This window comes from Bradyrhizobium sp. WSM4874 (assembly GCF_055811835.1).
In genome coordinates, this window is sequence record NZ_JBVVPR010000010.1 from 203,431 (window position 1) to 227,433 (window position 24,003).

Below are 24,003 nucleotides of genomic sequence, written 5' to 3' on the forward strand. Positions count from 1 at the left end.
TTCTGACTTCAATGGCTTAGGCGGGATTTGCGCGCGCGCAAATTTTTGCGCTCGAGATGCGCTCTGCCGAAGACGCGACGTCGGCTGAACAGGCAAGGCTCAGCGCGAGGCCGCCCGGCGTGGGGTCGTAGCCCGCATGGAGCGAAGCGGAGTGCGGGAACGCCGTCCCCGGATTGCGCTTCGCTCCATCGAGGCTACGGGTCACGCACAAGCCTCAATCGTCGGCGTACTCGTCCTCTTCGTGCTTGCGAAGCGTGCTCTTGCGCGTACCCAGCGAGCCGGTGATGGTGGGATCGCGCCTGCTGGCGTAAGGGCTGCGCGATTGCGCGCGCCCGGCGACCTCTTCGCCGGAGACGGCGGCGGGCTGGCAGATCAGGCGTCGGCTGGCGCGGCGCATCAGATCGACGTGGATGTGATCGTTGTGGTAGACGTTCGAGCCCGGCGCCAGCACCGTGGTGAAATGCACGCACGCGCCCGACTGCACGTCGCGCAAGAATCCCTGCTCCTCCGGCATGCCGCGCCAGCCATCCTTCACGGTGACGCGGCGGCCGTCGGCGAGCACGAAGGCGGCGATGTCGAGCGCGTTACCGAAGGCGTGCTCAGAAATATGGGCGTGCGAATTGCCATTCATGCCGCGGCAGGAATAGGCGGAGATCTGCTTGATCTCCGCGACGCGGGTGCCGAACCAGCGCATGGCCGATGGCTGCACGGTGTCGGCGAGCCAACGGTCGAGCTCGGACACGATGGGACAGGCCAGCGTCGCAACCGGCTTGATCGCAACAGGGCCGACGGCAGTGACGGGATTGCCCTGTGCCGGACCAAGACGCGGCGGCGGTTGCTGCGCGGGCGCCTGCGAGTACGGCGCCGGCCGCGCCGGATAGCTCGGCGCATTCATGTAGCGCGACGCGCCCGCGGCATCGGTGCCCTCGGGCGGCAGATCGATCTCGTCTTCCTGCTGCGCCACGCCGGGTGCGTTCAACGACACCGGGCCTGACGGCGCGCCATAGCCGGACGGCTGGCGCACCGCGCTCTCGGGATAGTTTGAGCGTTGCGGATAGTTCTGGCTTTGCGGGTAATTCGATCGCGGCTGCGTCACCGGCCAGCGCGGCTGGCTGCCCACGCTCCCGGGCGGACGCAATTCCTCATCGGCAAAGCCGTAACTGCTCGAGCCTTCGCCGAGGGCGGCGACCTTGAGCGGAAACTCGGCGCCGCACATGCCCGGCCCGGAGATCGGGTCGATGCGAACGAGATCCGGCCCCTCTTTCACCGCGCCTGATTTCAGGCATGCGGCTTCGGCCTCGGCCCGCCACGGTTCACGTTCGGCCTGGAAGAAGCCGCGTCCGCAACCCGCTAACGAAACAAGGACGATGGAGCCGACGAGATACAAACGAACTCCGCGCGTCATGCACGCACGTTCGGTGAATTTACTTAAAGACTCTTCAACGTGTTGATTTCAGTGTTCTTTAACCATGTCAGCCCGCGCGCGCCTAATGCCCTGCCGGGGGCGAGCGACAGCAAGGCTGACTTTTTCCAAAAGAGACTTTCTGTTAACCATGACGCTCTTGCGCAAGGCGGCGCGACAGCGGGAGCGACCTCATGACGTTCGCCGGGAAACTGAGCGTTATCACCGCGTACCTCGCCATGGCCTTTGTCGGCGCCATCGTGCTCGGCATGGTCTAGCGGCTTCAGTCGAAGCTATCGAACGCATCCCTTACGACCGCGCGCTCCACTGCCGCGATGTCGTGATCAGCTTCTCCGGCCGCTCTTCGGCTCGCGTCCAGTCGTTTCCGGAACACCAGAAATGGCCCAGTGCGCAGGCTTCGACGTGAAGCTCGCCGGAGCTCTTCAGCGTCATCCTCGCATAATAGGTGCTGCCGCTGGAGCGACTGTAGATATTGCCGGTCCAGACGTCGTGGGTTTTCGGCTTCATGTTGACGAGCACGCTCTCGCCCCTGGTCGACGCTTCAGTCAGCGCGAAGCCGCACAGTGCAGGACCGCAGCGTTCGATGCGGACCGTGCCCTTGGCGCCTGCGCTCTCCCATTCGCCGAGCGGCAAATAGGCGAGTTCGTCGTCGCCGCGCTCAGGGCTGGTCACGGCCTGCTTGAGCTCCGGCCTTGGCGCCACGACAGGTGCCTCCATGCGCGGCGGATCGAGCGCGACGGTCTTCGGCGGTTCCGTCCGCGGTAGCTCGACCCGTGGCGGATTGGCGCTTGGCGCCGGCGGCAGAACAATTGGCTGCGACGTCGTTGAGGCAAGGACAGGAGCCCCCGGCGCTGGCGCGGGCGCGACCTCGATGGCTTGCGGCGGCCTGACCGGAGCCACGGGATAGAGCGGCTGCGGCGGCGGAAGCACCGGCGTCGGCGCCGGTGTCGTATCAACGTCCGCCCGAAAGCTGCGATGGGAGGAAACCGAAACACAGGAAGCCGATCGGCAACGACTGGACGACTCGACCTGGAATCGATGACCGCCGATCGAGAACGCGTAGGACCCAGCCTCGGCTGCGGGCGCAATCGCCATCAGCGCGATCAATGTGCCAAGCGAAGTCACAAGCCGCGTCATCGGCACCTCCCTCTGTGTCGCGACGAGGTTACGCAGATGGAATCGCAGATGAATGTGCGCTGCGTCACCCAGCGGCCGCGAGCGTTGTGACGTCTATCACAGAACGTCCGATCAGCCCGGCATAGGGTCGAACCACGCTTCATCCACCAGCGACTTCAGTCCCATCGGGACCCACACATTCTTCGGAGGTTGTCATGAACAAGCTCACCATCGCCGCCACCGCTCTCTTCCTCGCGTCCACCGCCGCCGCGCATGCCGGCAATTCGCTCTCGTTCCAGATCGAAGGCCAGAAAATCCGCATCGAGACGCCGCGCAACTGCGCCTCGCTCAATTGCGTGACCATCGTGGCGCCCGGCTTGTCGGACAAGCCGATCAAGCTGAACAACATCAACCTCAAGGGCCTTGGCTCCAGCTCCAAGGACGATGACGTCGACACCACGCCGGCTCCGGCCACGACCGCGCAGCCCGCGCCGGCGCCGATGCAGCAGCAGCCCGTGCAGCAGGCCCCGGTGCAGTCGACCGCGCCGGCAGCGCCCGCTATCGCGGCTCCGGCCACGACGGTTGCCGCTGCTCCAGCCGCCGGCTACGACGCGACGACGCAGACTGCGCCCGTTGCGGCCCCTGCTCCCGCTGCCGCCCCCGCGCCGCTCGCGGTTGCGCCGACCCCCGCTCCGGCTCCCGTCGCCGCGCCTGTCGCGGTTGCCAACACACCGATCGGCGTTTGGGCGACCGAAGAGAACAAGGGCAATGTCCGCGTCGAGCAGTGCGGCGTCAATCTCTGCGGCTACGCCGCAAAGACCAACGAGCGCATCCTGATCAACATGAAGCCCGACGGCGCGAAGTGGAGCGGCCGCATCCACGATCCCGACTCCGGCCGCAACTACGACTCGACGATCGCGATGAAGGGCCCCAATGCAATGCGCGTGCAGGGCTGCGCCTTCGGCGGCATGTTCTGCGGCGGCCAGACCTGGAAGCGCGTGAGCTGACGCCAAAGGTGACGTCTCCAACACATGCACATTCTTCGTCATGCCCGGGCCTGTCCCGGGCATCCACGTTCTTAGTCCTGCGCTTCAAGGCGTGGATGGCCGGGACAAGCCCGGCCATGACGGTGGAGAGGCTTGGCCACAAGCTAGTATCGCGTACCGTTTGAACGTTCGCTGCCCCCCGTGCGATAGACATTCATCCGCCGTTCACCTGCATCAGGATGATATCGGTCGATCTCGCCTCGCGTTTCTCACCGGGACCTCCTCGTGAATTTTATCGTGGCCTGGCGCCGCTTCTTGTTCGCGCTCGCCTTGCTGGCCTTGCCGCCGGCCGGCTCAAACGCAGCATCTGCATCCGATGCAATCCACCTTGCGCAGGCGCAGCCACAAGCGCAGCCGTCGCCCGCCCCCTCGCCGACTCCATCGGCTTCACCCGCTCCCGCGACGGAGGTGCAGCCCGCCGCCGTCGAGCCGATCGGCAATGTCGCAACGGTGACGGGCATCGCGACCGTGATCCGCGACAAAAATTCCTATCCGCTGCGGGTGCGCGACGACATCTATCTCAACGACGTCGTGCAGACTTCGTCGAACTCCTCGCTCGGCATCACCTTCGACGACGCGACCACGTTCAACCTTTCCGCAAGCACGAAGATCACCATCGACACTTACGTCTATGAGGACGGCGGCAAGCACAACGCAGGAATCTTCGACATCGGCAAGGGCACGGTCGCCTTCGTCGCGGCGGCGGTGGCAAAGACCGGCGACATGAAGATCACGACGCCGACGGCGACGCTCGGCATCCGCGGCACCACGGGCGTCGTCGACGTGCCGGAAGGCGGGGCCGCGAACAAAGCCAACAACGTCAACATCAAGCTCTATCCCGACGCCGACGGCCGGGTCGGACACATCGACGTCGACGATCGCACGAGCGGGACGCGGCTCGGTGCGCTGACGCAAGGCGCGAGCGGTTTTGCAATCCGGCCGGGCGCAGCCGCTGCCGGCGTCATGCGCTTTGCCGCGGTGCCGATCACGATTGCGCCACAGCAGATCGCACGCGACCGCGGCTTCGTCGGCCAGGTGCATCTGGCGCAGACCACGGGCCGGCAGATCGTCACCGAGCAGCGCGACTTCCGCCGCGCCAATCCGACCGCGAGCCCGCGCATTCCGCGGCCGTTCCAACCGCCGCAACAGCAACAATTGCGGCCTAACACGGCGCCCGGCCAACAGCCGCAGCGGCCGAACGGCCAGCCCGGTCAGAACAACCGTCCAGGCCAACAGCAGCCGGGCGCGCCAGGTCGCCAAGGCAACCAGCAAGGCGCCCAGCCGCCGCAGCGGCCGGGCCAAGGCGGCGCGGTGCAACCGGGTACGCCGCGCGCGGGTCGAGGTCAGCAGCAACAAGGCCAGAAGCAACGCGCGGGGCGTCCGGCAGGCCTACCGCGTGCCGGTCAAGGCACGCAGCCTGACGGCACGCCGCAAACCCGGCCGCAACGCGGTGGACAGATTCCGACGCAGCCCGGCGGAGTCGCGCCGCAGCAGCCGGGCGGAGCGCAACAGCAGCCCGGCCTGCAGCCGCGACTGCCGCGCACCGGATTGCAGCCGGGCCAGCCGCCCGCGGTTCAACAGCCGGGCATGCAGCGACCGGGCAGCTTCCAGCAGCGCCCGCCCGCCGCACAACGCCCCGCAGCGCCGCGAAGGCCAGTGCCGGCCCCAAAGGAGAAGGAGCGGCGGTGACGTGCGTCAGCTTGCTGCTCTCTCTCCCCGTCATTGCGAGCGCAGCGAAGCAATCCAGAGTCCCTCCGCGGAAAGATTCTGGATTGCTTCGCTACGCTCGCAATGACGATCTGGAGGGAGTGATGCTATCTCCGCCGTCAACCCGCGGATGCTTCTGCACTCGTAAGCAGGGCGCGACAACAGCTCACGCCTCGCCGCGTAGCCACGCCTTCATCTTTTGCAACAGACCATGCCGCAACTCGCCGACCGAGGCCGCTTCAGCCGGTGTCAGTGTCTGCAAAGCTGCATCGACATCGTCGATTGCCAGCGTCGGCTCGGACGCAGGCGAGGATGCAAGCCCCGCCGCCGCAAGCGCGATCGGGCCGATCTGCGTCAGGAATACGCGCTCGTACTCGCGCGAGAGGCGCGCGAGCGCGTCTTCCAGCGTCAGCCAGTCGACCGCCTTGATGTCGTTCATCAGCTTGCGGACCGGACCGTCCCCGGCCTCCATCCGCCAGAAATGCACCACCTTGGAACGTCCGCCCGACTGGTAGACGAGCGTGCCCAAAAACTCGTGGATGGCAACGTCGTGGCCGGTCTCTTCCAGCACTTCGCGATGCGCGGCTTGCTTCGGCGTTTCGCCGTCGTCGAGCTTGCCCTTGGGCAAGACCCATTCGTTGCGCTTGCGCTGGCGCACGACGGCAATCAGCGGCGGCGCACCTCGCCGCAGCACAATACCACCCGCCGCCATGACCGGCGCCCGTGCCATCACCCAATCCGCAGTCGTAGAACGTCCCCACGAAAGCTATAGGCGCCTGACCCGGCGGATTGAAGGCTAGTTTTTTCTCAGCAGCGCTTGACCCGCGCGAATGCGCGTGCCTTCGGCGATGCCGTCGCAAAAGGTGAAATCGCCAGGCGCCAGGATGATGATGGTCGAGCCATGCTCGAACCAGCCGAGTTCCTCGCCCTTGCTCACGTTGACGTCGCAGGGGAAATTGACCGGCCCCCTGGTCTGCGCGTTCAGCACCATGTCGAGGAAGTGCAACCGGATGCTCGCGACCAGGATCGCGGCGACCGGCACCAGCGTCACGGCTTCGCCCGTCGGCAGATGCGTGCGGATCACCGCGCGCTCGTTCTTGCAAAACAGACGCTCGACCCGCTTCAGCGCGATCGGGTTGACGTTCCAGACATCGCCATGGATCAGCGTGACGCGCTCGATATGCGCGTCAAAAGGCGCGTGGAAGCGGTGATACATGCTCGAGGTCAGCCGCAGCGTGACGAAGGAGCCGTTGCGGTGCTGGTCGACCAGCACGGAGTCTCCGAGCAAATCGAGTAGCGAGTACGGCGCGCCCTTGACCTGGAACAGCTCGGTGTCGGCGATCCGGCCATGGGCGCCGACGATGCCGTCGGACGGACTGGCGACAATGGAGGGCTCCGGATCAAAGGGCCGCAAGCCGGGCTTGAGCTCCCGTGTGAAGCAGTCGTGCAGACTCCTGAAATGGGTCTTGCGCGCCTCCGACAGATCGAGGTCGGAGAACAGCTTCCACAGCGCGATGGAGCCGTCCCGCACCAGCGGGTTCTCGATCTTGGAGAACCAGCCCATGAAACGGGTCAGGGCCGCGCGGGGGATGCGGTTGGTCAACAGGAAGTTGAGGTCTTCCTGCTGGGTGAAAGAGGCGATGAGGGCTTTGACTGTCATGAATCTGTCAGCTCGCAGTATTAGCGCTTGTTGTCATGGAAACGACACTCCCGATTCTTTCTTTGTCCGTCGCCGCCGCAGCGTCCGCTGCCGCCGCCTTCCCGAAGCTCAAGGCGCGGCTCGAATTGTCCCGCGCCAAGCACCGCTCGCTCGCCGGACACTCCAAGATGTCGCGCCGGGTGGCAAGGCTGCTTCCGTTCTACGAATTCCAAGGCGATCAATACTTCGCCTGCGACGGCGCGCCCGCGAACATCGCGGCCCGGCGCAAGGACGGCTTCTTCCGCCTCGCAAGCCTCTACGCCGAGCGCTACCCCCAGGGCCGCGCGATGACGAAGGAAGCGGCGGAAAAGATCTCCGATCTGCACTTCACCGAGACCTACCGCGTGCCGTTCCAGTTCTCGCGTCTGGTTCGCGAGCATTTGGGCACCTCGACCTTCGTAGAGTCGTCGCGCGGCGTCACCGTCACGGATGTCGACGGCAACACCTCCTACGACCTCACCGGGTCCTACGGCGTCAACATCTTCGGCAACGACTTCTACAAGGAATGCATCGAGGGCTCCGAGAAGCGGGCGCACGCGCTTGGACCGGTGCTCGGCCCCTACCATCCCGTCATCCTCGAGAACGTGGCGCGGCTGTGCCAGATCTCGGGCCTCGACGAGGTGTCCTTCCACATGTCCGGCACCGAAGCCGTGATGCAGGCGGTGCGGCTCGCGCGCTATCACACCAGGCGCACCCACCTCGTCCGCTTCGCCGGCGCCTATCACGGCTGGTGGGGCGACGTGCAGCCCGGCGTCGGCAATCCGATTCCCGCGCACGAGACCTACACCCTCGCCGAGATGTCGGAGAAGACGCTGCACGTGCTGCGTACGCGCAAGGACATCGCCTGCGTGCTGGTCAATCCGCTCCAGGGGCTGCATCCGAACGGCAACGCGCCCGGCGATTCCTCGCTGGTCGATTCCTCCCGGGGCGGCAATTTCGACCGCGCGGCCTACACCGCGTGGCTGAAGCAGCTGCGCGAGGTCTGCACCGAGCGCGGCATCGTGCTGATCTTCGACGAGGTCTTCGTCGGCTTCCGTCTCGCCGCAGGCGGCGCCCAGGAGTATTTCGGCGTCCGCGCCGACATGGTGACCTACGGCAAGAGCCTCGCCGGCGGCCTGCCGATCGGCGTGGTCTGCGGCAAACGCCTGCTGATGCGCCGCTTCCGCGACGACCGCCCGGCCGACGTCTGCTTCGCCCGCGGCACCTTCAACTCGCACCCCTACGTCATGACGGCGATGGACGAGTTTCTGAGCCGGCTCGCCAGCCCGAATTTCCGCGCCGTCTATGACGGACTGGACGAGACCTGGAACGAGCGCGCGGAAAAGCTCAACCGGATGATGACGGAGGCCGACCTGCCGGTGCGGTTCGCGAACTTTTCGTCGATCTGGACGGTGAAATACACCACCCCGTCCCGCTACAATTGGATGCTGCAATATTACCTGCGCGCCGAAGGCCTGTCCTTGAGCTGGGTCGGCACCGGCCGGCTGATCTTCAGCCTGAACTACACCGACGCCGATTTCAGCGAGGTCGCCGAGCGTTTCGTCCGCGCGGCCGAGAAGATGAAGGCCGACGGCTTCTGGTGGCATGATGGCGTCCTCACCAACAAGACCATCAAGCGGCAGATCCTGAAAGAGATGCTCGCCAAGCGCTTCGGGCGCTGAGGCTAGTTCCTCCAACGGCGTCATGGCCGGGCTTGTCCCGGCCATCCACGCGGCTCCGCGCGAGAACTCCAACACGTGGATGCCCGGGGCGAGCCCGGGCATGACGCAATCATCAGACATCGGAGGCCTTGGTGAGAACGGCGCGCTCAGGCGTGCTGCTCTTCGAGCGTGGGCTCGCCGATGAGGCCCAGCGTGTGCTCGGGCTTGAGATGCAGGCCGGGATCCATCAGCTCGCCACGCATCAGCGCCAGCGGCGCGTTGCGGTAGAGCATCAAATCGTGGAAGGGGTCGGTCAGGATCTTCGTCATCCAGACGAGGCCGGTCTCGACGTCGCGGATGAAGAACAGGTGCACCGTGCGGAACATGAGACCGCCGCCGCCGACCACGAGCCAGATCTTGGCGACCTGCCGCATGAAGTCGGTCGCGCCAACCCAGGGCGTGAACAGTCCGAACAGCGTGGGATCGACGAACAGCACCAGTGGCGACAGCGCCCAGATCGACATCAGCACCACCTTGCGCTGAAGGTTGTAGCCGACCTTGATCTCTTCCTTGTGCTCGTGCGTCGCCTGATTGACGTGGTCGTAGCCGTGCGGCTCGAAGAAGAAGTGACCCGCCTGACGCGAGGTCATCGAGACCAGCCAGCCGACCAGCGCCGATACCATGGGATCGACGAACAGCCAGACATAGGCGAACAGAAAGCTCAGCGCGCTGACGAAGTGCAGGCTCTGATTGATGCGGCTGTGGTGATAGTAGCGATGGTCGTCCCAGCGCTGTATCCGCAGCTGTTCGAGATAATTCTTGATCATGCTCTTCCCCAAATGCTTTCGGGTTCAGGATTTACAGAGATTCGATGTAGGTCGTGTGACATCATCATTTTGTCATGTGACGATGTGCGGTGACGCGGTGACGCACGCGACCCGTGAGCTTGGTCATGCCGCCTTGGCGACGTCGAGCTTGCGGAAGCGCACCAGCGAGAAATGACCGAGCGGCGGGATCAGGCGGCGCTCGGCGAGCTCGATGCCGTCGGCACCGGCCAGCCATTTGGCGTAACGCGACCAGGCGAACTCGGCGGTGCGGAAGCCGAGCGGACGCACCACCGGCTGCAGCTTCTGCTCGATGAAGCGGCGCATGCCGGTATCGGCGCTGACGCGGGTGAGGATGATCAGCTCGCCGCCCGGGCGTAGCACGCGGGCGAATTCGTCCAGCGCGACTTCCGGATGCGGCACGGCCGTGACGACGTATTGCGCCATCACGACGTCGAAGGAGTTGTCGGGAAATTCGAGCTTCTCGGCATCCATCACCGCGAGGCCTTCGACGTTGTTCAGCTTGCCCTCGGCGACGCGCTGGCGCGCCTTGTCGAGCATCGCCTCCGAGATGTCGGTGCCGAAGATGCGCAGATGCGGCGCGTAGAGCGGCAGCGAGATGCCGGTGCCGACGCCGACCTCGAGCACCCGGCCGCCGATCTTGTTGGTGGCGGCGATCGCGGCCTGCCGGCCCTTGGCGAACACGCCTCCGAACACGAGGTCGTAGACCGGCGCCCAGCGATCATAGGCCTGCTCGACCGTGCCACGGGTGAGGTCGAGCTGCTGGGTGCCGTCAAGGTTCATGATCTTAGCCATCGGTGAGGTTCTCGCTGTGGTTCAAAACGTTTTGGGTCAACCGCGCACCGGCCGCCGCGCCATGCGAGGCGAGGCGCGCAAGGCACGGCTGGGCTGAAGTGAAGTGAGGTTGCCGACGAACTGGCGCGCGCTGTTTTCCCAGGAGCGCTCCAGCGCGAAGTTGCGGCAGGTCTGGCGCGACATGGTGAGCGCGCGCAGGCAGGCGGCGCGCAGATCGCGGTCGATCGCGCCGATCGGATGATCGGCGATGACATCCTTCGGACCCGTCACCGGAAACGCCGCAACCGGCGTGCCGCAGGCGAGCGCCTCGAGCTGCACCACGCCGAAGGTGTCGGTCAGGCTCGGAAACACGAACACGTCGGCGGCGGCGAGGTGCGCGGTCAGATCGGCCCCCTTCTTCTCGCCGAGGAAGACCACATCAGGATATTTCTTTTCGAGCGCAGCCTTCTGCGGGCCGTCGCCAACGACGACCTTGGTGCCGGGCAGGTCGAGCGAGAGGAACGCCTCGAGGTTCTTCTCCACCGCCACGCGGCCCATCGTCATGAAGATCGGCCCGGGCAGATCGAGCTTGGCCGGAGAGTCAGGATGGAACAGCTCGGTGTTGACGCCGCGCGTCCAGAAGCCGAGCCGCTTGAAGCCCCGCTCGGACAGCTCCTGCCGCAGCGAGGGCGTCGCCACCATCGTCATCGCGGCGGCATCGTGGAAGTGGCGCAGCACGGCGTAGCCGACACTCGCGGGGATGCCGGTTCGCACCGAGACATATTCCGGAAAGCGCGTGGTGTAGGAGGTGGTGAAGGCGAGCCCGTTGCGACGGCAATAAGCCCGCGCCGCCCAGCCGATCGGCCCCTCGGTCGCGATGTGCAGCGCTTCCGGCGCCGCCTTCTCGATCCGCCGCGCAATCTCCTTGCCGCTCGGCAGCGCAATGCGCAGCCCCGGATAGGTCGGCAAGGGCCACGACCGAAAGCCGTCCGGCGTGAGTAAGTCGATCTCGACATCCAATGCCTTGGCCGCGCCAGCCAGCGAGGTCAGCGTCCGCACCACACCGTTGACCTGTGGATGCCAGGCGTCAGTCGCGATTAATACCCGCATGGGGAAATCCCGAGATTTTTATGATTCTCGGCTTTGGACCATCAACCACGGATATTTCAGGCGTGTGACGTCATGGAAGTGTCGGCCCGCTGTTTTGTTCGTTAACGGGTCCGCGCAGCCACGAAACCGTCATGAAACAATCGTTGCCGCCATGAAGCCGTTTTCGGTTTTCCGCGCAAACGTCCCGAAACTTCTTGCCGTTAGTGATTTACGCAACAGAGCACCGAAGCGGTGCCGGGGCGGCCAAGCAACACCGCGCAAACAGGGGCGACCAATGATCAATCTGGAGACGTTGAAGACTTATTCGCGCGCCGTTGTGTTTGGCGCAGTGGCTGTCACCGCGATCGCGTTCGCCGGCCCGGCCAACGCCGCGCCCGTGCAGCTCTTCCCGTTCTTCCAACCGCTGCCGCCGATCGCAGCGCCGCAGCCGTACCAACCCTATCAAGCGACGCCCTATCAGGCCGCGCCGTCCGAAGATCAGGACGTCATTGAAACACCCGCCCGCTTTCGTCGTCAGACGGTCTCCTACGCGACGCGTGAGGCGCCCGGCACCATCATCATCGATACGCCCAACACCTACCTCTATCTCGTGCTCGGCAACGGCCAGGCGATACGCTACGGCATCGGTGTCGGCCGCGACGGTTTCACCTGGTCCGGCGTGCAGTCGGTGACCAGGAAGGCGGAGTGGCCGGCGTGGACCCCGCCGCCGGAGATGATCGCCCGCCAGCCCTATCTGCCGCGCCACATGGCCGGCGGCCCCGGCAATCCGCTCGGCGCCCGCGCCATGTATCTCGGCGGCACCATCTACCGCATCCACGGCACCAACGCGCCCGAGACCATCGGCAAGCAGGTCTCCTCCGGCTGCATCCGCCTGACCAATGACGACGTCTCGGATCTCTACTCCCGCGTCAATGTCGGCACCAAGGTCATCGTGCTGCCGATGACGGAGCGCCGCGCCGACCTCGGCGCCGCGACGCGGTAAGCAACAGGACATTGTGACGCAAACGGCCCCGGAACCCACCGGGGCCGTTTTCGTTGGCCCTCGGCATCCCGATGCGCGCGCGTGCTGCGGCGCGATCCCCGATGGAGGCGCCAATGCAATCACGTCCGCAATCGCCGCAAGGCACATGGCTGCACGTGTTCGCCGGCGCAGTGGCACTGCTGCTCACCGCGCCCGCCTCGCTCGCACAGCAGCCGGCGAGCGGCGACGCAGCCCAGCAGGCCTTCAACAATTCCTGCCGAACCTGCCACTCGGTGAAAGAGGGCGACAATCGTCTGGGCCCCAACCTCAATAAAATCGTCGGACGCAAAGCCGGCTCGCTGCCGAACTACAACTATTCCTCGTCGATGAAAGAAGCCGACTTCGTCTGGGACCAGGACAAACTCACCCGCTTCATGGTCAAGCCGGACGAAGTCGTATCCGGCAACAAGATGCAGCCCTATGGCGGCGTCTCGGCAGAGGAAGCGGCGAAGGTGGTTGCATATTTGCAGGCGGCTTCGCCGTAACCGGCCCCCCGACGCAGGACGCCGGCCGGTTATCTGTCCCTAGTTCCCCTTCACCAGCGGGCAGCCGCCCTTGTCGAGCGGTCGAAAGGCCTCGTCGCCGGGCACGGTGGCGATCAGCTTGTAGAGGTCCCACTCGCCCTTGGAATCCTCGGGCTTCTTGACCTCGAACAGATACATGTCGTGGACCATGCGGCCATCGATGCGGATCTTGCCGTTCTTGGCGAAGAAATCGCTGACCGGCGTCTTGCGCATCTGCTCCATCACCTTCGGTGCCTCGTCGGACTTGATGGCGTCGATCGCCTTCAGGTAATGCATGGTCGCCGAATAGAGCCCCGCCTGGATCATGGTCGGCATGTGGCCGACCTTCTCGTTGAAGCGCTTGGAGAAGGCGCGCGTCTCCTCGTTGGTGTCCCAGTAGAACGCGTCGGTGATGATCAGGCCTTGCGTCGACTTGATGCCGAGCGAATGAACGTCGGTGATCTCCATGAGCAAGGCGATCATCTTTTGGCCGCCTTGCACCAGGCCGAACTCGGCCGCTTGCTTCAGGGCGTTGGTGGTATCCCCGCCGGCATTGGCCAGCGCGACCACCTTGGCCTTGGACGCCTGGGCCTGGAGCAGGAACGAGGAGAAGTCCGACGAGTTGAGCGGATGGCGGACCTCGCCGAGCACCTTGCCGCCGCTCTCCTTGACCACGTTGGCGGCGTCGCGCTGCAGCGCCATGCCGAAGGCGTAGTCGGCGGTGACGAAGAACCAGGAGTCCTCCCCGCGCTTGACCATCGCCTTGCCGGCGACGTTCGACAGCGCATAAGTGTCGTAGGTCCAGTGCACCGTGTTGGGCGAGCAGGCGACGCCCGTGATATCGGATGAGCCGCCGCCGGAATTGATGTGGATCTTGTTCTTCTCGCGCGTCAGCGCCGAGATTGGCAGCGCCACCGACGAGGTTGGCACGTCGAAGATCGCGTCGACCTTGTCGTTGTCGTACCAGTTGCGGGCGATGTTGACGCCGATGTCGGGCTTGTTCTGGTGATCGGCGGAGACCACGGCGACCTGCTTGCCCGCGACCTTGCCGCCGTAATCGGCGACCGCCATCTCCACGGCTGCGAGCGAGCCCTTGCCGGTCGCGTCCGCATAGAGGCTCGACATGTCCGTGAGCACGCCGATCTTGACGACGTCGTCGGAAATCTGCGCCTGCGCGGCGCCCGAAGTGGCGGCGAGAGCGAGACCGGCCGCGACCGCGGCGATGAGTTTTTGCATTTTGTTTCTCCCCTTATGTTGTTGTTTGGGTGTTGTTGCGCGCATGTTCTAGCGACAAACGGACGCGATCGCAAAGCCCGGGATGCGCGAGGAGGGTTGAGAAATAAGCAGGGCGCGGCGGTGTTCCTTCGCCTCTCCCCGCTTGCGGGAAAGCAATCGCATATGATCCGAGAGTTTGGGCGCAAGCCTCCCCAGCGTCATGGCCGGGCCTGTCCCGGCCATCCACGTCTAACCATGCGGCACGAAGAACGTGGATGCCCGGGACAAGCCCGGGCATGACGACTTCTCGCGCATGCTCACAGGCGATAGCCCTGCCGCAAGCCGGGTGAGCGAGAAGCGCCGATCCCGCTCACGCGCTGCCCTTGAGCCGTTCGTTGCGTCGGCGCAGGCCTTCCAGGGTGGCGAGCAGGATGACCGAGACCGTCGTCAGGATCACCGCCGCTGCCGTGATGGTCGGGCTGATGTTCTCGCGGATGCCGCTGAACATCTCGCGCGGCAGCGTGCGCTGCTCCGGACCTGCCATGAACAGCACGATCACCACCTCATCGAAGCTGGTCGCGAAGGCGAACAGCGCCCCCGACGCCACGCCAGGCAGGATCAGCGGCAGGATCACACGGCGGAACGCATCAAGCGGCGAAGCGCCGAGCGAGGCGGCGGCGCGTGCCAGATTGGTGTCGAAGCTCTGCAGCGTCGCGCCGACCGTGATCACCACGAAGGGCGTCGCCAGCGCGGTGTGGGCCAGGATCAAGCCGAGATAACTGCCGGTCAGTCCGATCGGCGCGAAGAAGAAATACAGGCCAACCGCGGTGATGACGCCGGGCACGACGACCGGCGACAGCACGAAAGCCAGCACGAGCGGCTTGAACCGGCTCTTCCACTGCGCCAGCCCCAGCGCCGCCAGCGTCCCGAGCACCATCGACAGCAGGGTCGAGGCCACACCGATGATCATGCTGTTCTTCAGCGAATTCATCCAGCGCGGCGAATTGATGAAGTCGTCATACCAGCGCAGGGAGAGACCCGGCAGCGGATAGGTGAGATACGAGCCCGAGCTGAAGGACAGCGGCATGATCGCGAGGATCGGCGCGATCAGGAAGACGAACACCAGCGTGGAGATCACGATGGTCGCGGTCCACGCGATGCGCTGGCTCGGCGTGCGGAGGGAGGAATTGTCGCTCAATTCTTCATCCCTCCCGTCACCTGCTGTCCCTGCACCAGCTTCCCGTAGACGAGCGCGAGCAGAATAGTGGCGAGCAGCAGCACCGCACCCAGTGCCGAAGCAAGGCCCCAATTGGCCGTCTCGGTCGTGTAGAGCGCGATGAAGTAGCTGATCATCTGGTCGGCGGCGCCCCCGACGAGTGCCGGCGTGATGTAATAGCCGAGCGCCAGGATGAAAACGAGCAGGCTTCCCGCGCCGATGCCGGGCAGGGTTTGAGGCAGGTAGATGCGCAGGAAGGCGGCGACCGGCGGCGCACCGAGCGAGGCGGCGGCACGCATGTAAGCAGGCGAGATCGCCTTCATGCTGCTGTACAGCGGCAGGATCATGAACGGCAGGAGAACGTGGGTCATGGCCACGCAGACACCGAAGCGGTTGTAGATCAGGCGCAACGGCGCATCGACGATGCCAAGCCAGAGCAGGCTTTCGTTCACGACGCCTTTGCCCTGCAACAGAACGATCCAGGCGCAGGTGCGGACCAGCAGAGACGTCCAGAACGGCAGCAGGACAAAGATCATCAGCAGGTTCGACCGGCCGGGCGGCAGCGCGGCCAGCAAGTAAGCGACCGGGAAGCCGAGGATCAGGCAAAGTGCCGTGACACTGAGGCTGATGAGGAAGGTGCGGACGAAAACGTCGCGGTAGATGGCCTGATCCGGCGGGGCCGCGACGATCGCGCCGTCCACGTTCCGCGTCAGGTCGAGCGCCGACAAAAGATAGAAGCCGGTCATGGGACCACTGGCGTCCTTGATCGTGGTCCAAGTGGCGCGTTCGCGCCAGGCGGGGTTGATCTTGCCCAGCGTCTCCCTGGCCGTGCCGGGCTCGGGCACGGTCTTCAGATTGCGTGCGGTGCTGGTCAGGATCGTGCGGAAGCCGTTCAGTGCGTAATTTAGCCGCTTGGCCGCAATCGCAATGGTGCCGGAAGCGCGCGCCGCCATGATGTCGCCGGCCAGCGCCGCGTAGGCCTTTTCGTCCGGCAGATCCCTGCCGTCCCAACTGGCGAGAGCCGCGATGGTCTGAGGCAGAATCTGGCGCACCTCCCGGTCATCGACCGAGCGCCACAGCATGCCGGCGATGGGCCCAGCGAAGGTGAAGAGCAGGAAGACGAGAAGCGGCAGCACCAGCGCCAATGCCTTGACCTGGCGTGCTCGCTCCGCACGCCGCAATCGGCGCTTGAGCGGCACCTCGGCCGATGCGTTGGCGCCGGTCAAGAGCGCATCCGTCATTGGTCGAGCCCTGCGGGGCGCGCTACTTCGCTGCCCATTTGTTGAAGCGCTCGGTCAGGCGGTCGATGTTCTCGAGCCAGAAGGCGACGTTGATCTCGACCGCATTCTTGATGTTGTCGGGTGCCGTCGGCAGGTCCTTCAGAACAGCAGGCGCGAGCAGAGCGGCTGCGGCCTTGTTCGAGGTGCCATAAGCAATGTTCTCCGACAGTTTCGACTGGTTCTCCGCTTTGCCGACAAAGTCCAGGAACTTGTAGGCCGCATCCTTGTTCGGGCTGCCTTTCAGGATGACCCAGGTGTCGAGGGTAAACAGCGCTCCGTCCCACACCATGCCGAAATTCTTCTTCTCGTTCTTGTTCGCGGTGTCGATGCGGCCATTGTAGACCGAGGTCATTGCCACCTCGCCGGAGGCGAGCAATTGCGGCGGCTGAGCGCCGGCCTTCCACCACACGATGTCGCCCTTGATGGTGTCCAGCTTCTTGAACGCGCGCTCGACGCCTTCGTCGGTCGCCAGCACCTTGTAGACGTCCTTTGGCGCGACGCCGTCGGCCATGAGGGCGATCTCCAGCGTGGTCTTCGGGCCCTGACGCAAGGCCCTCTTGCCCGGAATCTTCTTGGTGTCGAAGAAGTCGGCCCAGCCCTTGGGAGCCTCTTTCAGCTTGTCCTTGTCGTAGCCGAGAACGAAATCGTAGAGGATGGCGCCGACGCCGCAAGCGTTGACTGACGGTGGGATATAGGCGGCCTCGCCGCCGATCTTCGAATAGTCGAGCTTCTCGAACAGGCCTTCCTCGCAGCCAACCGCCAGTTCGTCGCTCTCGACCTGGACGACGTCCCAGGTGGCGGCACCACCCTGCACCTTGGCGCGCAACACGCCGACGCCCCCGTCCCATGACTCGTCGTTCATCGCAACGCCGGTCGCTTTCTTGAACGGCTCGAAATAGACCTTCTTCTGGGCATCCTGATAGGCGCCGCCCCACGACACGACGGTGAGGTCACGCGCCTGCGCGACCGTGGCCAGCGCCGCGCTGGCGGTGAATGCCGCGGCGAACCCCAGTACAATCTTGCGCTTCAGCATGGTCTTTGTTCCTTCTTCTTCACGTGAATTGCGTTGAGCTTGGTCGGTGCAGGTCCGCCCGCGTGGGAGCGATGTTGCATCGTTGGATCAGACGGGATCGAGAGCCAGGCAGTCCTCCGGGCGGAAGGTGATGAACACGTCATCACCAGGTCTCAGGCTATCGGCTCTTACGTTGCCAGCTCTCAGGCTGTCATGCGCCCCGGGCTGAAGCTTGACCATGAACTCCCTGTTGTCGGCGACGTCGAGCACGGCCAGCGCGTGGTCGCCGAGATAGATGGTGTTCTGCACCTTGGCAGGCAGTCGGTTCGGTTGGTCGCTGGAGGTGCCATCCGGGATAATGGCGATCCGCTCCGGCCGCACCGACAGCGAGGTCGATGCGCCCGCGCCCGATACGTTGACCGCTCGTGCGGTCACGGCGCCGCCGCCCGCCAGCGCAACGCGGCAATATCCTTTCTCGACCGTCTCGACGGTGCCGGACAGCACATTGTTCTCGCCGATGAAATGGGCGACGAAGCTGTTCACCGGATGCTCATACAGCGCGTCGGGCCTGTCGATCTGCTGCACGATGCCGTCGTTGAACACGGCGATGCGGTCCGACATGGTGAGCGCTTCACTTTGATCGTGGGTGACGTAGACGACGGTGATGCCCATCGTCTCGTGCAGTTGCTTGATCTCCAGTTGCATCTGCTCCCGCAGGCGCTTGTCCAGGGCGCCCAGGGGCTCGTCCATCAGCACGAGTTGCGGATTGAACACCAGGGCACGGGCAAGCGCCACGCGCTGCTGCTGACCGCCGGACAACTGCCCGGGCCGCCGCTGCGCCAGGTTTTCCATCTTGATCATGCGCAACGCTGCCCTCACGCGCTCTTGCGCTTCGGCCTTGTTCGTGTTGCGGACGGATAGCGGGAAGGCGATATTCTCCGCAATCGTCAGGTGCGGAAACAAGGCATAGTTCTGGAAGACCATGCCGATGTCGCGCTTGTGTGGCGGCACGTTCTTGATCGGCCGGTCCGCGAGGTAAATCTCGCCATGGGTCGGAACTTCGAAACCCGCCAGCATCATCAGGGTGGTCGTCTTGCCCGAGCCCGACGGACCGAGCAGGGTGACGAACTCGCCCTTCCTGATGTCGAGATCGAGGTTCTTCACCACGAGGTGCTCGCCATCGTAGGTCTTCTGAATGCCGGAAAAGCGCACCAGCGCCGGCGCAGGCGTGACCATGCCGGCTTCCATGTCGTCCTCGCGTTATCAGCCACACTGCTGTCAGCACCTCGTCCGAAGGTGCGAGGAACAGCTTAGCATCCTCAGACCAGATTGCCAGCGGTGCAAGCGACGACGCGCACGAACCCCTCGAGGAAAGGCGCGCGCTACATTCCCGACAGTTTCGTCACAGATACATTCAGCGAGCCGCCGGCTTCCGCGATCACGCGCAGCGTCTTGGAGTCGAAGGCGATGTCGGCCAGCGTCAGGCTGTCGATCTTCGCCTCGACCTTGATGCCGTCCTCGTTTTTCTGGAAGTCGGCGATCGCGGCGGCGATCTTCTCGCGTGCGTTGGCGGCAATCGGCTTCAGATCGATCGTCGCTTTCTGCACCAGCGCCTGCTGCATCTGCGGCACCACCGCGCGCGCCGCGGCACCCAGGAGGCCGAAGGCCGCCTCCGACTCCACCGCGAGCTGGATGTCGGCGAGCCTCAGCGTCTGCTGCGCCTGGTCGAGCATCGGCCGGCCCCAGATGTGCACGGTCGCTTCGGCGCCGAGACCAAGCCAGCTCTTCTTCTCCTTGGCGCGCACCAGCAGCGAAATCAGGAGGCGCTCGCCCGACGGGATCACGTTGACGCTCTTGACGGTGACGTCCACCGGACCGGAGCCGTCCTCGGGATAGGTGCGGCCGACCATCTGCGCCGCGATCAGCTTGTTGATCTCGGTGAAGGGCACGTCGATGGGTACGCCGATATTCACACCGGTGCCGGTCGGCGGCACGATCGATATCTTGTCGGGGAACGGGCAGTCGGGCTTGGTCGGCGTGGACGTAACGCGCGTCTCCGCTTCCAGGCCCAGCAGCAGGGTCACGGCCTGCGCATCGACGCGCGGCTGCGCCGCGATGGCGCGGATCGGCTTCATCTCCAGCCAGAGCGGCGGCAGCGCGGCCGAGGAGCCCGAGCCTTGCAGCGGGATCGAGCGGCAGGCCTTGGCCCATTGCAGCTTCGCGTTCTCCCGCAAGGTCGGATCGTTGCGCATGCGTTCGGAGACGGCGTTGATCTGTTCGCCGACTGTCTTGTCGATCAGCGGCTTCACCTGCGCCGGCACGTTGACCTTGGCGCCCGAGACGTTGAGGTTGGTGTCGCCAAGATTGACCTGGGCGCCGAGATTGGGCTCGAGATGCCAGTTGGCCGCGAGCTTCGGCCGCGAGGTGACGACGACGTTGCCCTTGATCTCGGCGCTGGCGTTCAGATTCTTGATGTTGACCGCGCCGATCTGTTTTGCGGCATTGCCGCCGAGCACGCTGCCGAGCGCCTCGCCGAGGGCGCCGGTGGCTTTCGACGACAGCGATCCCGTCACGTTCAGCTTGCCCGTGAGCGGTGTCGAGATCGTCAGCACGTCCTTGTCGCCCGCAGCCGACATCGGCCCGCGCACGGCGGACCAGCCGATGTCGGCGTTCTCCAGGATTTGCGAAATCGGGTTCTCGGCCTTGCCGGCGAAATTGCGCGGGGCGGCCTTCTCGGCCTGCTCGCGGATCGCCGACAGCGCGATGGCGACCGGCGCCACCACGATCGAACTCTTCGAGACCGGCGGCAGCGGCGGCAGTTGCGCGACCGGCGGCGCGGAATTCGTCGCCCGCGGCGACAGCAAGTCCATCGCCTTCAGGCTGATGAAAAACGACGCCGCGAGCACCGCGACGGCGATCAGGATGGTCTTCAAGTTCAGAGTTAGTCGCATCAATCCCCCAGGCCGCCCGGGAGGGATTTTACAGGGCGGGAGAGAGGGGCGCTAGAGCGTACCGATGGGGTGGAATTGCGGCGAATGGGTTAACGGCTGCGAATGCGCAATTGCCGTGGATTCAGGCAGCCCCTCACGAAACTAGCCGCGTTTGGGACGGCGGACCGCTCTCACATTGCCGCGATCTCCGCCACCGCAGAAGAAACGGTCGCCGCCATCGGACTCCAATCCCGACACCATCGTCCCGGCGGGCAGGTCGAGCTGCTCCAGCACCTTGCCCGTATCTGGGTCGATCCGCCTGATGTCGCTGTCCTCCCCTTCCCAGGTGCCGTGCCACAGTTCGCCGTCGACCCAGGTCACCCCGGTGACGAAGCGCTTGCTTTCGATGGTGCGGAGAATTTTTCCCGTCTGGGGATCGACCTGATGGATCTTGCGCTCCCGATACTGCCCGACCCAGAGCGAGCCCTCGGCCCAAGCCAATCCGGAATCGCCACCGCCGCCAGGTGCAGGGATGGTGGCGAGCACCTTGCCGGTCGCAGCGTCAATCTTCTGGATGCGGTCCTCGGCGATCTGGAACAGGTGCCGGCCGTCGAACGCCGTTCCCGCATGCGCGGCGACATCGATGGAGCGGGCGATCTTGCCGTCGGCCGGATCGACCGCATTCAATCTGTCGCCGGATGCGAACCACATATGGCTGCCGTCATAGGTGACGCCGTGCACGGCTTCGACGCCCGCAAAGGGCCCGTATTCCCTGACGATCTCGGCGGCTGAACGTTTCATCTGCTCGGTCCCTGTGGTGTGAATCCCACCTTACGTCTTCATGAGCGATCCGGGGAGTAACAAGCCTGTCGGGAAACCCGGGACGGGCGGCGTCATCCAGCGCCGCGCCCGTCCGTGTCCGAAGGACTGCACCTTGTTTGATCGCGCCAGCTCTTCGAGCGCCCGCTGCACGGTGCGCGCGCTCGTTGCCAGCGCCAGCGCGAGCGCCGAGCTCGACCAGGGCTCGCCGTCGGAGAGGAAAGCCAGCACGCTGGCGTGCTTCTCCTCGACGGGCCGTGCCAGCACGAGGACCTGCCGCGTCTTGCGCGATGTCAGCACAAAACCCTCCTTCGTCGCGCTGACGTCGGCGAGAGGCTCGAGCTTGGTGCGGAGCCGCCCGATTTCGACGCGGAGCCGGGCGCGATGCGATTCATCGACGTGCCTTGCCTGAAACGCTCCCGTGATCAACATTTCCCGCGAGACGTCGGCCGGCCAGGCCTGCGCCAGGATGCGGGCGAGTGCGAACAGCACCGGCCGCCTTCCGAGCGGCACGAGGATGCCTCGCCTGCGAACCGCGTGATGGAATGTGTCCACCACGAGCGCTTCCGATGTCGCGAGGTCCTCGACCTCCTCGAGCAGCAACGGCCGTTCGTGCCCACGCGTGATCAGGCGCGCTGCGGGCGTGTCGAGCACGCGGCTCGTGCCTTCGACCTCGGCCGCAAGTGCTGGAATGCCGGCCTGCCGCGCTGCGCTCGCCGCGCGCCCGAGCGCCACGCGCGCGTCTTTCGTTCGGAGCCGCCTGATGGCGATGCCGGCGATCACGAGTTCGCGGGCGACCTGCGCAGGCGGGGGCAACGGCGTGGTGTTGATCTCGGCCAGTGTGCGTTCGGCCTCGTCGAGGCGCCCGAGAAGGAGAAGTCGTCGCGCCTCGATGTGACCCGCATGGGCGGCGTTGGCGAGGTCACCGTGACCTTCGAGCGTCGCCCGTGCGGCCGCGAGCGTCTTCGCCGGCCAGTTCAGGTCACGCGAGACGAGCGCGATCTCGGCCTCCGCCACCACGCATCTTGCACGCGCGACCGCCTCTCTCGGACCGAAGGCGCGTGCGGCGCTGCGCAGCAGCGTCTTCGCCTTCGCGAGGTCGCCGAGCTGCGCCATCGCGATGCCGCGCAGCGCCAGCGAAGGTGCATCGTTGCGCAGTGCGACGCGGTTCAGCGCGCCGAGCGGATCGCCGGCTTCAAGCGCGCGGGCCGCGGCCGTGATCAGCGACTCCATTCAAATCCCGCCACACTTGTTACTCCCACCGCGCAACTGTCCGGTGCGAGAGATCGTTGACGGCCGACAATGTGCGGCGAGGAGCGAGCGGTTCCGCATCTTGCATAGCGAGATACGGAACGACCGCCCGGGAAAAGTTGGAGAGCCATGATGACATCAGCTGACAACGCAGGAAATAACGGACAGGCCGCCATGCAAACACCGCCGGTGGTGTCGCCGCAGGACTGGGAGGCCGCCCGTCAGCAACTGCTCGTGAAGGAAAAGGCGCATACCCGTGCCCGCGACGCCCTGGCCGCCGAGCGCCGGCGCATGCCGTGGATGGAAGTCACCAAAACCTATGCGTTCGAGGGGCCCGGCGGCAAGACCGGCGGCAAGATCAGTCTGCACGACCTGTTCCAGGGGCGGCGGCAGCTGATCGTCTACCGCGCCTTCTTCGAGCCGGGCGTGTTCGGCTGGCCGGATCACGCCTGCCGCGGCTGCTCGATGGTGGCCGATCAGGTCGCCCATGTCGCGCACCTGAATGCCCGCGACACCACGCTGGTGTTCGCCTCGCGCGCGCCGCAGGCCGATATCATCAGGCTGAAGCAGCGGATGGGTTGGACCATGCCATGGGTCACCGTCACCGACAGCTTCGATGCGGATTTCGGCGTCGACGAATGGCACGGGACCAACGTGTTCTACCGCGACGGGACGCGCATCTTCCGCACCTACTTCGTCAAGAGCCGCGGCGACGAGCAGATGGGCGGCACCTGGAATTATCTCGACATCACGCCGCTGGGACGGCAGGAGGTCTGGGAGGATTCACCGAAAGGGTATCCGCAGACGCCGACCTACAAATGGTGGAACTGGCACGACAGCTACACCGAAGGTGCGGCACCTGACAAGAAATGGGTCGAGATCTCGACCGCCGGCGAGAAGGCATTTCGCGAGGAGGCGGCTGAAGGACGTGACTAGTCCCGTGAGCGCAACTGCCGGCGCGAGCCGCAACGGTGTGGTGGCAGCGCGCCACCTCGCCAGATGGCTCGGGCTGGCGGCGACGCCGACCTTCGCGATCATGGCCGTGCTGACGGCCGTGCTCGATGGCCCGGCGGACGTGCTGTGCGGCTCCGGACACGGGGCGATGCTCGGAGGAATGGTGCCGATGTATCTGCTGATGAGCGCGTTTCATTCGGCGGCATGGCTGAGGCTGATTGCGAAGTGGCGTGGCGAAGTTGGCCGTTAGCGACTATCCCGCGCCCGCCCCGTCCTTCGAGGCGCCCGCCTGCAGCGGGCTCCCCGGACTGAGGGTCGCAATGACGGCAGACGAAAAAAGACACGACAGCGCGCCCCGCCAAAAACCGGGGCGGGGGGGTTTTGCCGTTGGGTGCCCCTATAAAACCGGTAGTTGTAGAGGGGCAGTTTTTTATCGAGGGCG

The 24,003-nt window shown here is 65.2% G+C and carries 22 protein-coding genes; 7 read left to right on the forward strand and 15 right to left on the reverse strand.

All coding sequences use genetic code 11. The features are described from left to right. Nucleotides 1-214: 214 nt before the first annotated feature. Together AC0L3P_RS13645 and AC0L3P_RS13650 are read right to left on the reverse strand one after the other, a co-directional pair. Nucleotides 215-1,405: an extensin-like domain-containing protein gene (locus tag AC0L3P_RS13645; protein ID WP_354060461.1), complete on the reverse strand. Its 1,191-nt coding sequence runs from the start codon at nucleotides 1,403-1,405 to the stop codon at nucleotides 215-217. Between the two features lie 306 nt (nucleotides 1,406-1,711). Continuing rightward, nucleotides 1,712-2,560, reverse strand: a complete 849-nt coding sequence (locus AC0L3P_RS13650; RefSeq protein WP_354060459.1) for a DUF2147 domain-containing protein — start codon at nucleotides 2,558-2,560, stop codon at nucleotides 1,712-1,714. A 194-nt stretch (nucleotides 2,561-2,754) separates the two neighbouring features. Between AC0L3P_RS13650 and AC0L3P_RS13655 the strand changes: the two genes are divergently transcribed. Further along, nucleotides 2,755-3,546 carry a DUF2147 domain-containing protein gene (locus AC0L3P_RS13655; RefSeq protein ID WP_354060457.1) on the forward strand — a complete coding sequence of 264 codons (792 nt, stop codon included), beginning with the start codon at nucleotides 2,755-2,757 and terminating at the stop codon, nucleotides 3,544-3,546. 273 nt (nucleotides 3,547-3,819) lie between these two features. Continuing rightward, nucleotides 3,820-5,274, forward strand: a complete 1,455-nt coding sequence (locus tag AC0L3P_RS13660; protein ID WP_354060893.1) for a FecR family protein — start codon at nucleotides 3,820-3,822, stop codon at nucleotides 5,272-5,274. 184 nt (nucleotides 5,275-5,458) lie between these two features. On the opposite strand, the gene AC0L3P_RS13665 is transcribed toward AC0L3P_RS13660, so the two are convergent. Both AC0L3P_RS13665 and asd read right to left on the reverse strand, forming a co-directional pair. Beyond that, a complete protein-coding gene (locus AC0L3P_RS13665) occupies nucleotides 5,459-6,022 on the reverse strand; it encodes an NUDIX hydrolase (RefSeq protein ID WP_354060455.1) in 564 nt (187 codons plus the stop codon). 66 nt (nucleotides 6,023-6,088) lie between these two features. Beyond that, nucleotides 6,089-6,952: an archaetidylserine decarboxylase gene (gene asd, locus AC0L3P_RS13670; RefSeq protein WP_473302228.1), complete on the reverse strand. Its 864-nt coding sequence runs from the start codon at nucleotides 6,950-6,952 to the stop codon at nucleotides 6,089-6,091. A 35-nt stretch (nucleotides 6,953-6,987) separates the two neighbouring features. Here asd and AC0L3P_RS13675 point away from each other — a divergent pair, with 35 nt between their 5' ends. Then, nucleotides 6,988-8,652 (forward strand): aminotransferase class III-fold pyridoxal phosphate-dependent enzyme, encoded by a 1,665-nt coding sequence (locus tag AC0L3P_RS13675; protein ID WP_473302229.1) that lies wholly within the window; start codon nucleotides 6,988-6,990, stop codon nucleotides 8,650-8,652. A gap of 146 nt (nucleotides 8,653-8,798) precedes the next feature. On the opposite strand, the gene AC0L3P_RS13680 is transcribed toward AC0L3P_RS13675, so the two are convergent. The 3 genes from AC0L3P_RS13680 to AC0L3P_RS13690 all read right to left on the reverse strand — a co-directional run bounded on the left by AC0L3P_RS13680 (nucleotide 8,799) and on the right by AC0L3P_RS13690 (nucleotide 11,360). After that, nucleotides 8,799-9,458: a hypothetical protein gene (locus AC0L3P_RS13680; protein WP_473302230.1), complete on the reverse strand. Its 660-nt coding sequence runs from the start codon at nucleotides 9,456-9,458 to the stop codon at nucleotides 8,799-8,801. Between the two features lie 123 nt (nucleotides 9,459-9,581). Then, nucleotides 9,582-10,271 carry a class I SAM-dependent methyltransferase gene (locus AC0L3P_RS13685; protein WP_473302231.1) on the reverse strand — a complete coding sequence of 230 codons (690 nt, stop codon included), beginning with the start codon at nucleotides 10,269-10,271 and terminating at the stop codon, nucleotides 9,582-9,584. Between the two features lie 36 nt (nucleotides 10,272-10,307). Further along, nucleotides 10,308-11,360, reverse strand: coding sequence for a glycosyltransferase family 4 protein (locus AC0L3P_RS13690; protein WP_473302232.1), 1,053 nt, complete (start codon nucleotides 11,358-11,360; stop codon nucleotides 10,308-10,310). 274 nt (nucleotides 11,361-11,634) lie between these two features. On the opposite strand from AC0L3P_RS13690, the gene AC0L3P_RS13695 reads away from it, so the two are divergent. Together AC0L3P_RS13695 and AC0L3P_RS13700 are read left to right on the forward strand one after the other, a co-directional pair. After that, a complete protein-coding gene (locus AC0L3P_RS13695) occupies nucleotides 11,635-12,342 on the forward strand; it encodes a L,D-transpeptidase (protein ID WP_354205243.1) in 708 nt (235 codons plus the stop codon). 113 nt (nucleotides 12,343-12,455) lie between these two features. Beyond that, entirely contained in the window at nucleotides 12,456-12,866 is a 411-nt protein-coding gene (locus tag AC0L3P_RS13700; protein ID WP_275173942.1) for a c-type cytochrome, read from the forward strand. Between the two features lie 39 nt (nucleotides 12,867-12,905). Here AC0L3P_RS13700 and AC0L3P_RS13705 read toward each other — a convergent pair whose 3' ends face one another. The 8 genes from AC0L3P_RS13705 to AC0L3P_RS13740 form a co-directional block, all read right to left on the reverse strand. Beyond that, the gene (locus AC0L3P_RS13705) at nucleotides 12,906-14,120 is read right to left on the reverse strand and encodes an ABC transporter substrate-binding protein (protein WP_473302233.1); all 1,215 of its coding nucleotides are present in this window, start codon (nucleotides 14,118-14,120) and stop codon (nucleotides 12,906-12,908) included. A 349-nt stretch (nucleotides 14,121-14,469) separates the two neighbouring features. Further along, nucleotides 14,470-15,297, reverse strand: a complete 828-nt coding sequence (locus AC0L3P_RS13710) for an ABC transporter permease (RefSeq protein WP_473302234.1) — start codon at nucleotides 15,295-15,297, stop codon at nucleotides 14,470-14,472. After that, nucleotides 15,294-16,556 carry an ABC transporter permease gene (locus AC0L3P_RS13715; RefSeq protein ID WP_473302235.1) on the reverse strand — a complete coding sequence of 421 codons (1,263 nt, stop codon included), beginning with the start codon at nucleotides 16,554-16,556 and terminating at the stop codon, nucleotides 15,294-15,296. The genes AC0L3P_RS13710 and AC0L3P_RS13715 overlap by 4 nt, the downstream gene beginning before the upstream one ends. Before the next feature lie 22 nt (nucleotides 16,557-16,578). Beyond that, nucleotides 16,579-17,628 (reverse strand): ABC transporter substrate-binding protein, encoded by a 1,050-nt coding sequence (locus AC0L3P_RS13720; RefSeq protein WP_275173950.1) that lies wholly within the window; start codon nucleotides 17,626-17,628, stop codon nucleotides 16,579-16,581. Between the two features lie 87 nt (nucleotides 17,629-17,715). Continuing rightward, nucleotides 17,716-18,855 (reverse strand): ABC transporter ATP-binding protein, encoded by a 1,140-nt coding sequence (locus AC0L3P_RS13725; RefSeq protein WP_473302236.1) that lies wholly within the window; start codon nucleotides 18,853-18,855, stop codon nucleotides 17,716-17,718. Between the two features lie 134 nt (nucleotides 18,856-18,989). Beyond that, nucleotides 18,990-20,558 (reverse strand): DUF4403 family protein, encoded by a 1,569-nt coding sequence (locus AC0L3P_RS13730; RefSeq protein WP_275173954.1) that lies wholly within the window; start codon nucleotides 20,556-20,558, stop codon nucleotides 18,990-18,992. Between the two features lie 141 nt (nucleotides 20,559-20,699). Beyond that, nucleotides 20,700-21,338, reverse strand: a complete 639-nt coding sequence (locus tag AC0L3P_RS13735; protein WP_275173956.1) for a Vgb family protein — start codon at nucleotides 21,336-21,338, stop codon at nucleotides 20,700-20,702. 30 nt (nucleotides 21,339-21,368) lie between these two features. Next, a complete protein-coding gene (locus AC0L3P_RS13740; protein ID WP_473302237.1) occupies nucleotides 21,369-22,589 on the reverse strand; it encodes a helix-turn-helix domain-containing protein in 1,221 nt (406 codons plus the stop codon). 147 nt (nucleotides 22,590-22,736) lie between these two features. Here AC0L3P_RS13740 and AC0L3P_RS13745 point away from each other — a divergent pair, with 147 nt between their 5' ends. Together AC0L3P_RS13745 and AC0L3P_RS13750 are read left to right on the forward strand one after the other, a co-directional pair. Beyond that, nucleotides 22,737-23,543 carry a DUF899 domain-containing protein gene (locus tag AC0L3P_RS13745; protein WP_473302238.1) on the forward strand — a complete coding sequence of 269 codons (807 nt, stop codon included), beginning with the start codon at nucleotides 22,737-22,739 and terminating at the stop codon, nucleotides 23,541-23,543. After that, nucleotides 23,536-23,811, forward strand: coding sequence for a hypothetical protein (locus AC0L3P_RS13750; protein WP_473302239.1), 276 nt, complete (start codon nucleotides 23,536-23,538; stop codon nucleotides 23,809-23,811). The genes AC0L3P_RS13745 and AC0L3P_RS13750 overlap by 8 nt, the downstream gene beginning before the upstream one ends. Nucleotides 23,812-24,003 lie beyond the last annotated feature (192 nt).

Excerpts from the sequence above, each read along its gene's own strand:
- AC0L3P_RS13730 (WP_275173954.1), bottom strand. The coding sequence starts at position 20,558 with ATGCGACTAACTCTGAACTTGAAGACCATCCTGATCGCCGTCGCGGTG.
- AC0L3P_RS13720 (WP_275173950.1), bottom strand. The coding sequence starts at position 17,628 with ATGCTGAAGCGCAAGATTGTACTGGGGTTCGCCGCGGCATTCACCGCC.
- AC0L3P_RS13680 (WP_473302230.1), bottom strand. The coding sequence starts at position 9,458 with ATGATCAAGAATTATCTCGAACAGCTGCGGATACAGCGCTGGGACGAC.
- AC0L3P_RS13740 (WP_473302237.1), bottom strand. The coding sequence starts at position 22,589 with ATGGAGTCGCTGATCACGGCCGCGGCCCGCGCGCTTGAAGCCGGCGAT.
- AC0L3P_RS13690 (WP_473302232.1), bottom strand. The coding sequence starts at position 11,360 with ATGCGGGTATTAATCGCGACTGACGCCTGGCATCCACAGGTCAACGGT.
- AC0L3P_RS13735 (WP_275173956.1), bottom strand. The coding sequence starts at position 21,338 with ATGAAACGTTCAGCCGCCGAGATCGTCAGGGAATACGGGCCCTTTGCG.
- AC0L3P_RS13685 (WP_473302231.1), bottom strand. The coding sequence starts at position 10,271 with ATGGCTAAGATCATGAACCTTGACGGCACCCAGCAGCTCGACCTCACC.
- AC0L3P_RS13645 (WP_354060461.1), bottom strand. The coding sequence starts at position 1,405 with ATGACGCGCGGAGTTCGTTTGTATCTCGTCGGCTCCATCGTCCTTGTT.
- asd (WP_473302228.1), bottom strand. The coding sequence starts at position 6,952 with ATGACAGTCAAAGCCCTCATCGCCTCTTTCACCCAGCAGGAAGACCTC.
- AC0L3P_RS13715 (WP_473302235.1), bottom strand. The coding sequence starts at position 16,556 with ATGACGGATGCGCTCTTGACCGGCGCCAACGCATCGGCCGAGGTGCCG.
- AC0L3P_RS13695 (WP_354205243.1), top strand. The coding sequence starts at position 11,635 with ATGATCAATCTGGAGACGTTGAAGACTTATTCGCGCGCCGTTGTGTTT.
- AC0L3P_RS13665 (WP_354060455.1), bottom strand. The coding sequence starts at position 6,022 with ATGGCACGGGCGCCGGTCATGGCGGCGGGTGGTATTGTGCTGCGGCGA.
- AC0L3P_RS13705 (WP_473302233.1), bottom strand. The coding sequence starts at position 14,120 with ATGCAAAAACTCATCGCCGCGGTCGCGGCCGGTCTCGCTCTCGCCGCC.
- AC0L3P_RS13745 (WP_473302238.1), top strand. The coding sequence starts at position 22,737 with ATGATGACATCAGCTGACAACGCAGGAAATAACGGACAGGCCGCCATG.
- AC0L3P_RS13655 (WP_354060457.1), top strand. The coding sequence starts at position 2,755 with ATGAACAAGCTCACCATCGCCGCCACCGCTCTCTTCCTCGCGTCCACC.
- AC0L3P_RS13650 (WP_354060459.1), bottom strand. The coding sequence starts at position 2,560 with ATGACGCGGCTTGTGACTTCGCTTGGCACATTGATCGCGCTGATGGCG.
- AC0L3P_RS13675 (WP_473302229.1), top strand. The coding sequence starts at position 6,988 with ATGGAAACGACACTCCCGATTCTTTCTTTGTCCGTCGCCGCCGCAGCG.
- AC0L3P_RS13700 (WP_275173942.1), top strand. The coding sequence starts at position 12,456 with ATGCAATCACGTCCGCAATCGCCGCAAGGCACATGGCTGCACGTGTTC.
- AC0L3P_RS13725 (WP_473302236.1), bottom strand. The coding sequence starts at position 18,855 with ATGGAAGCCGGCATGGTCACGCCTGCGCCGGCGCTGGTGCGCTTTTCC.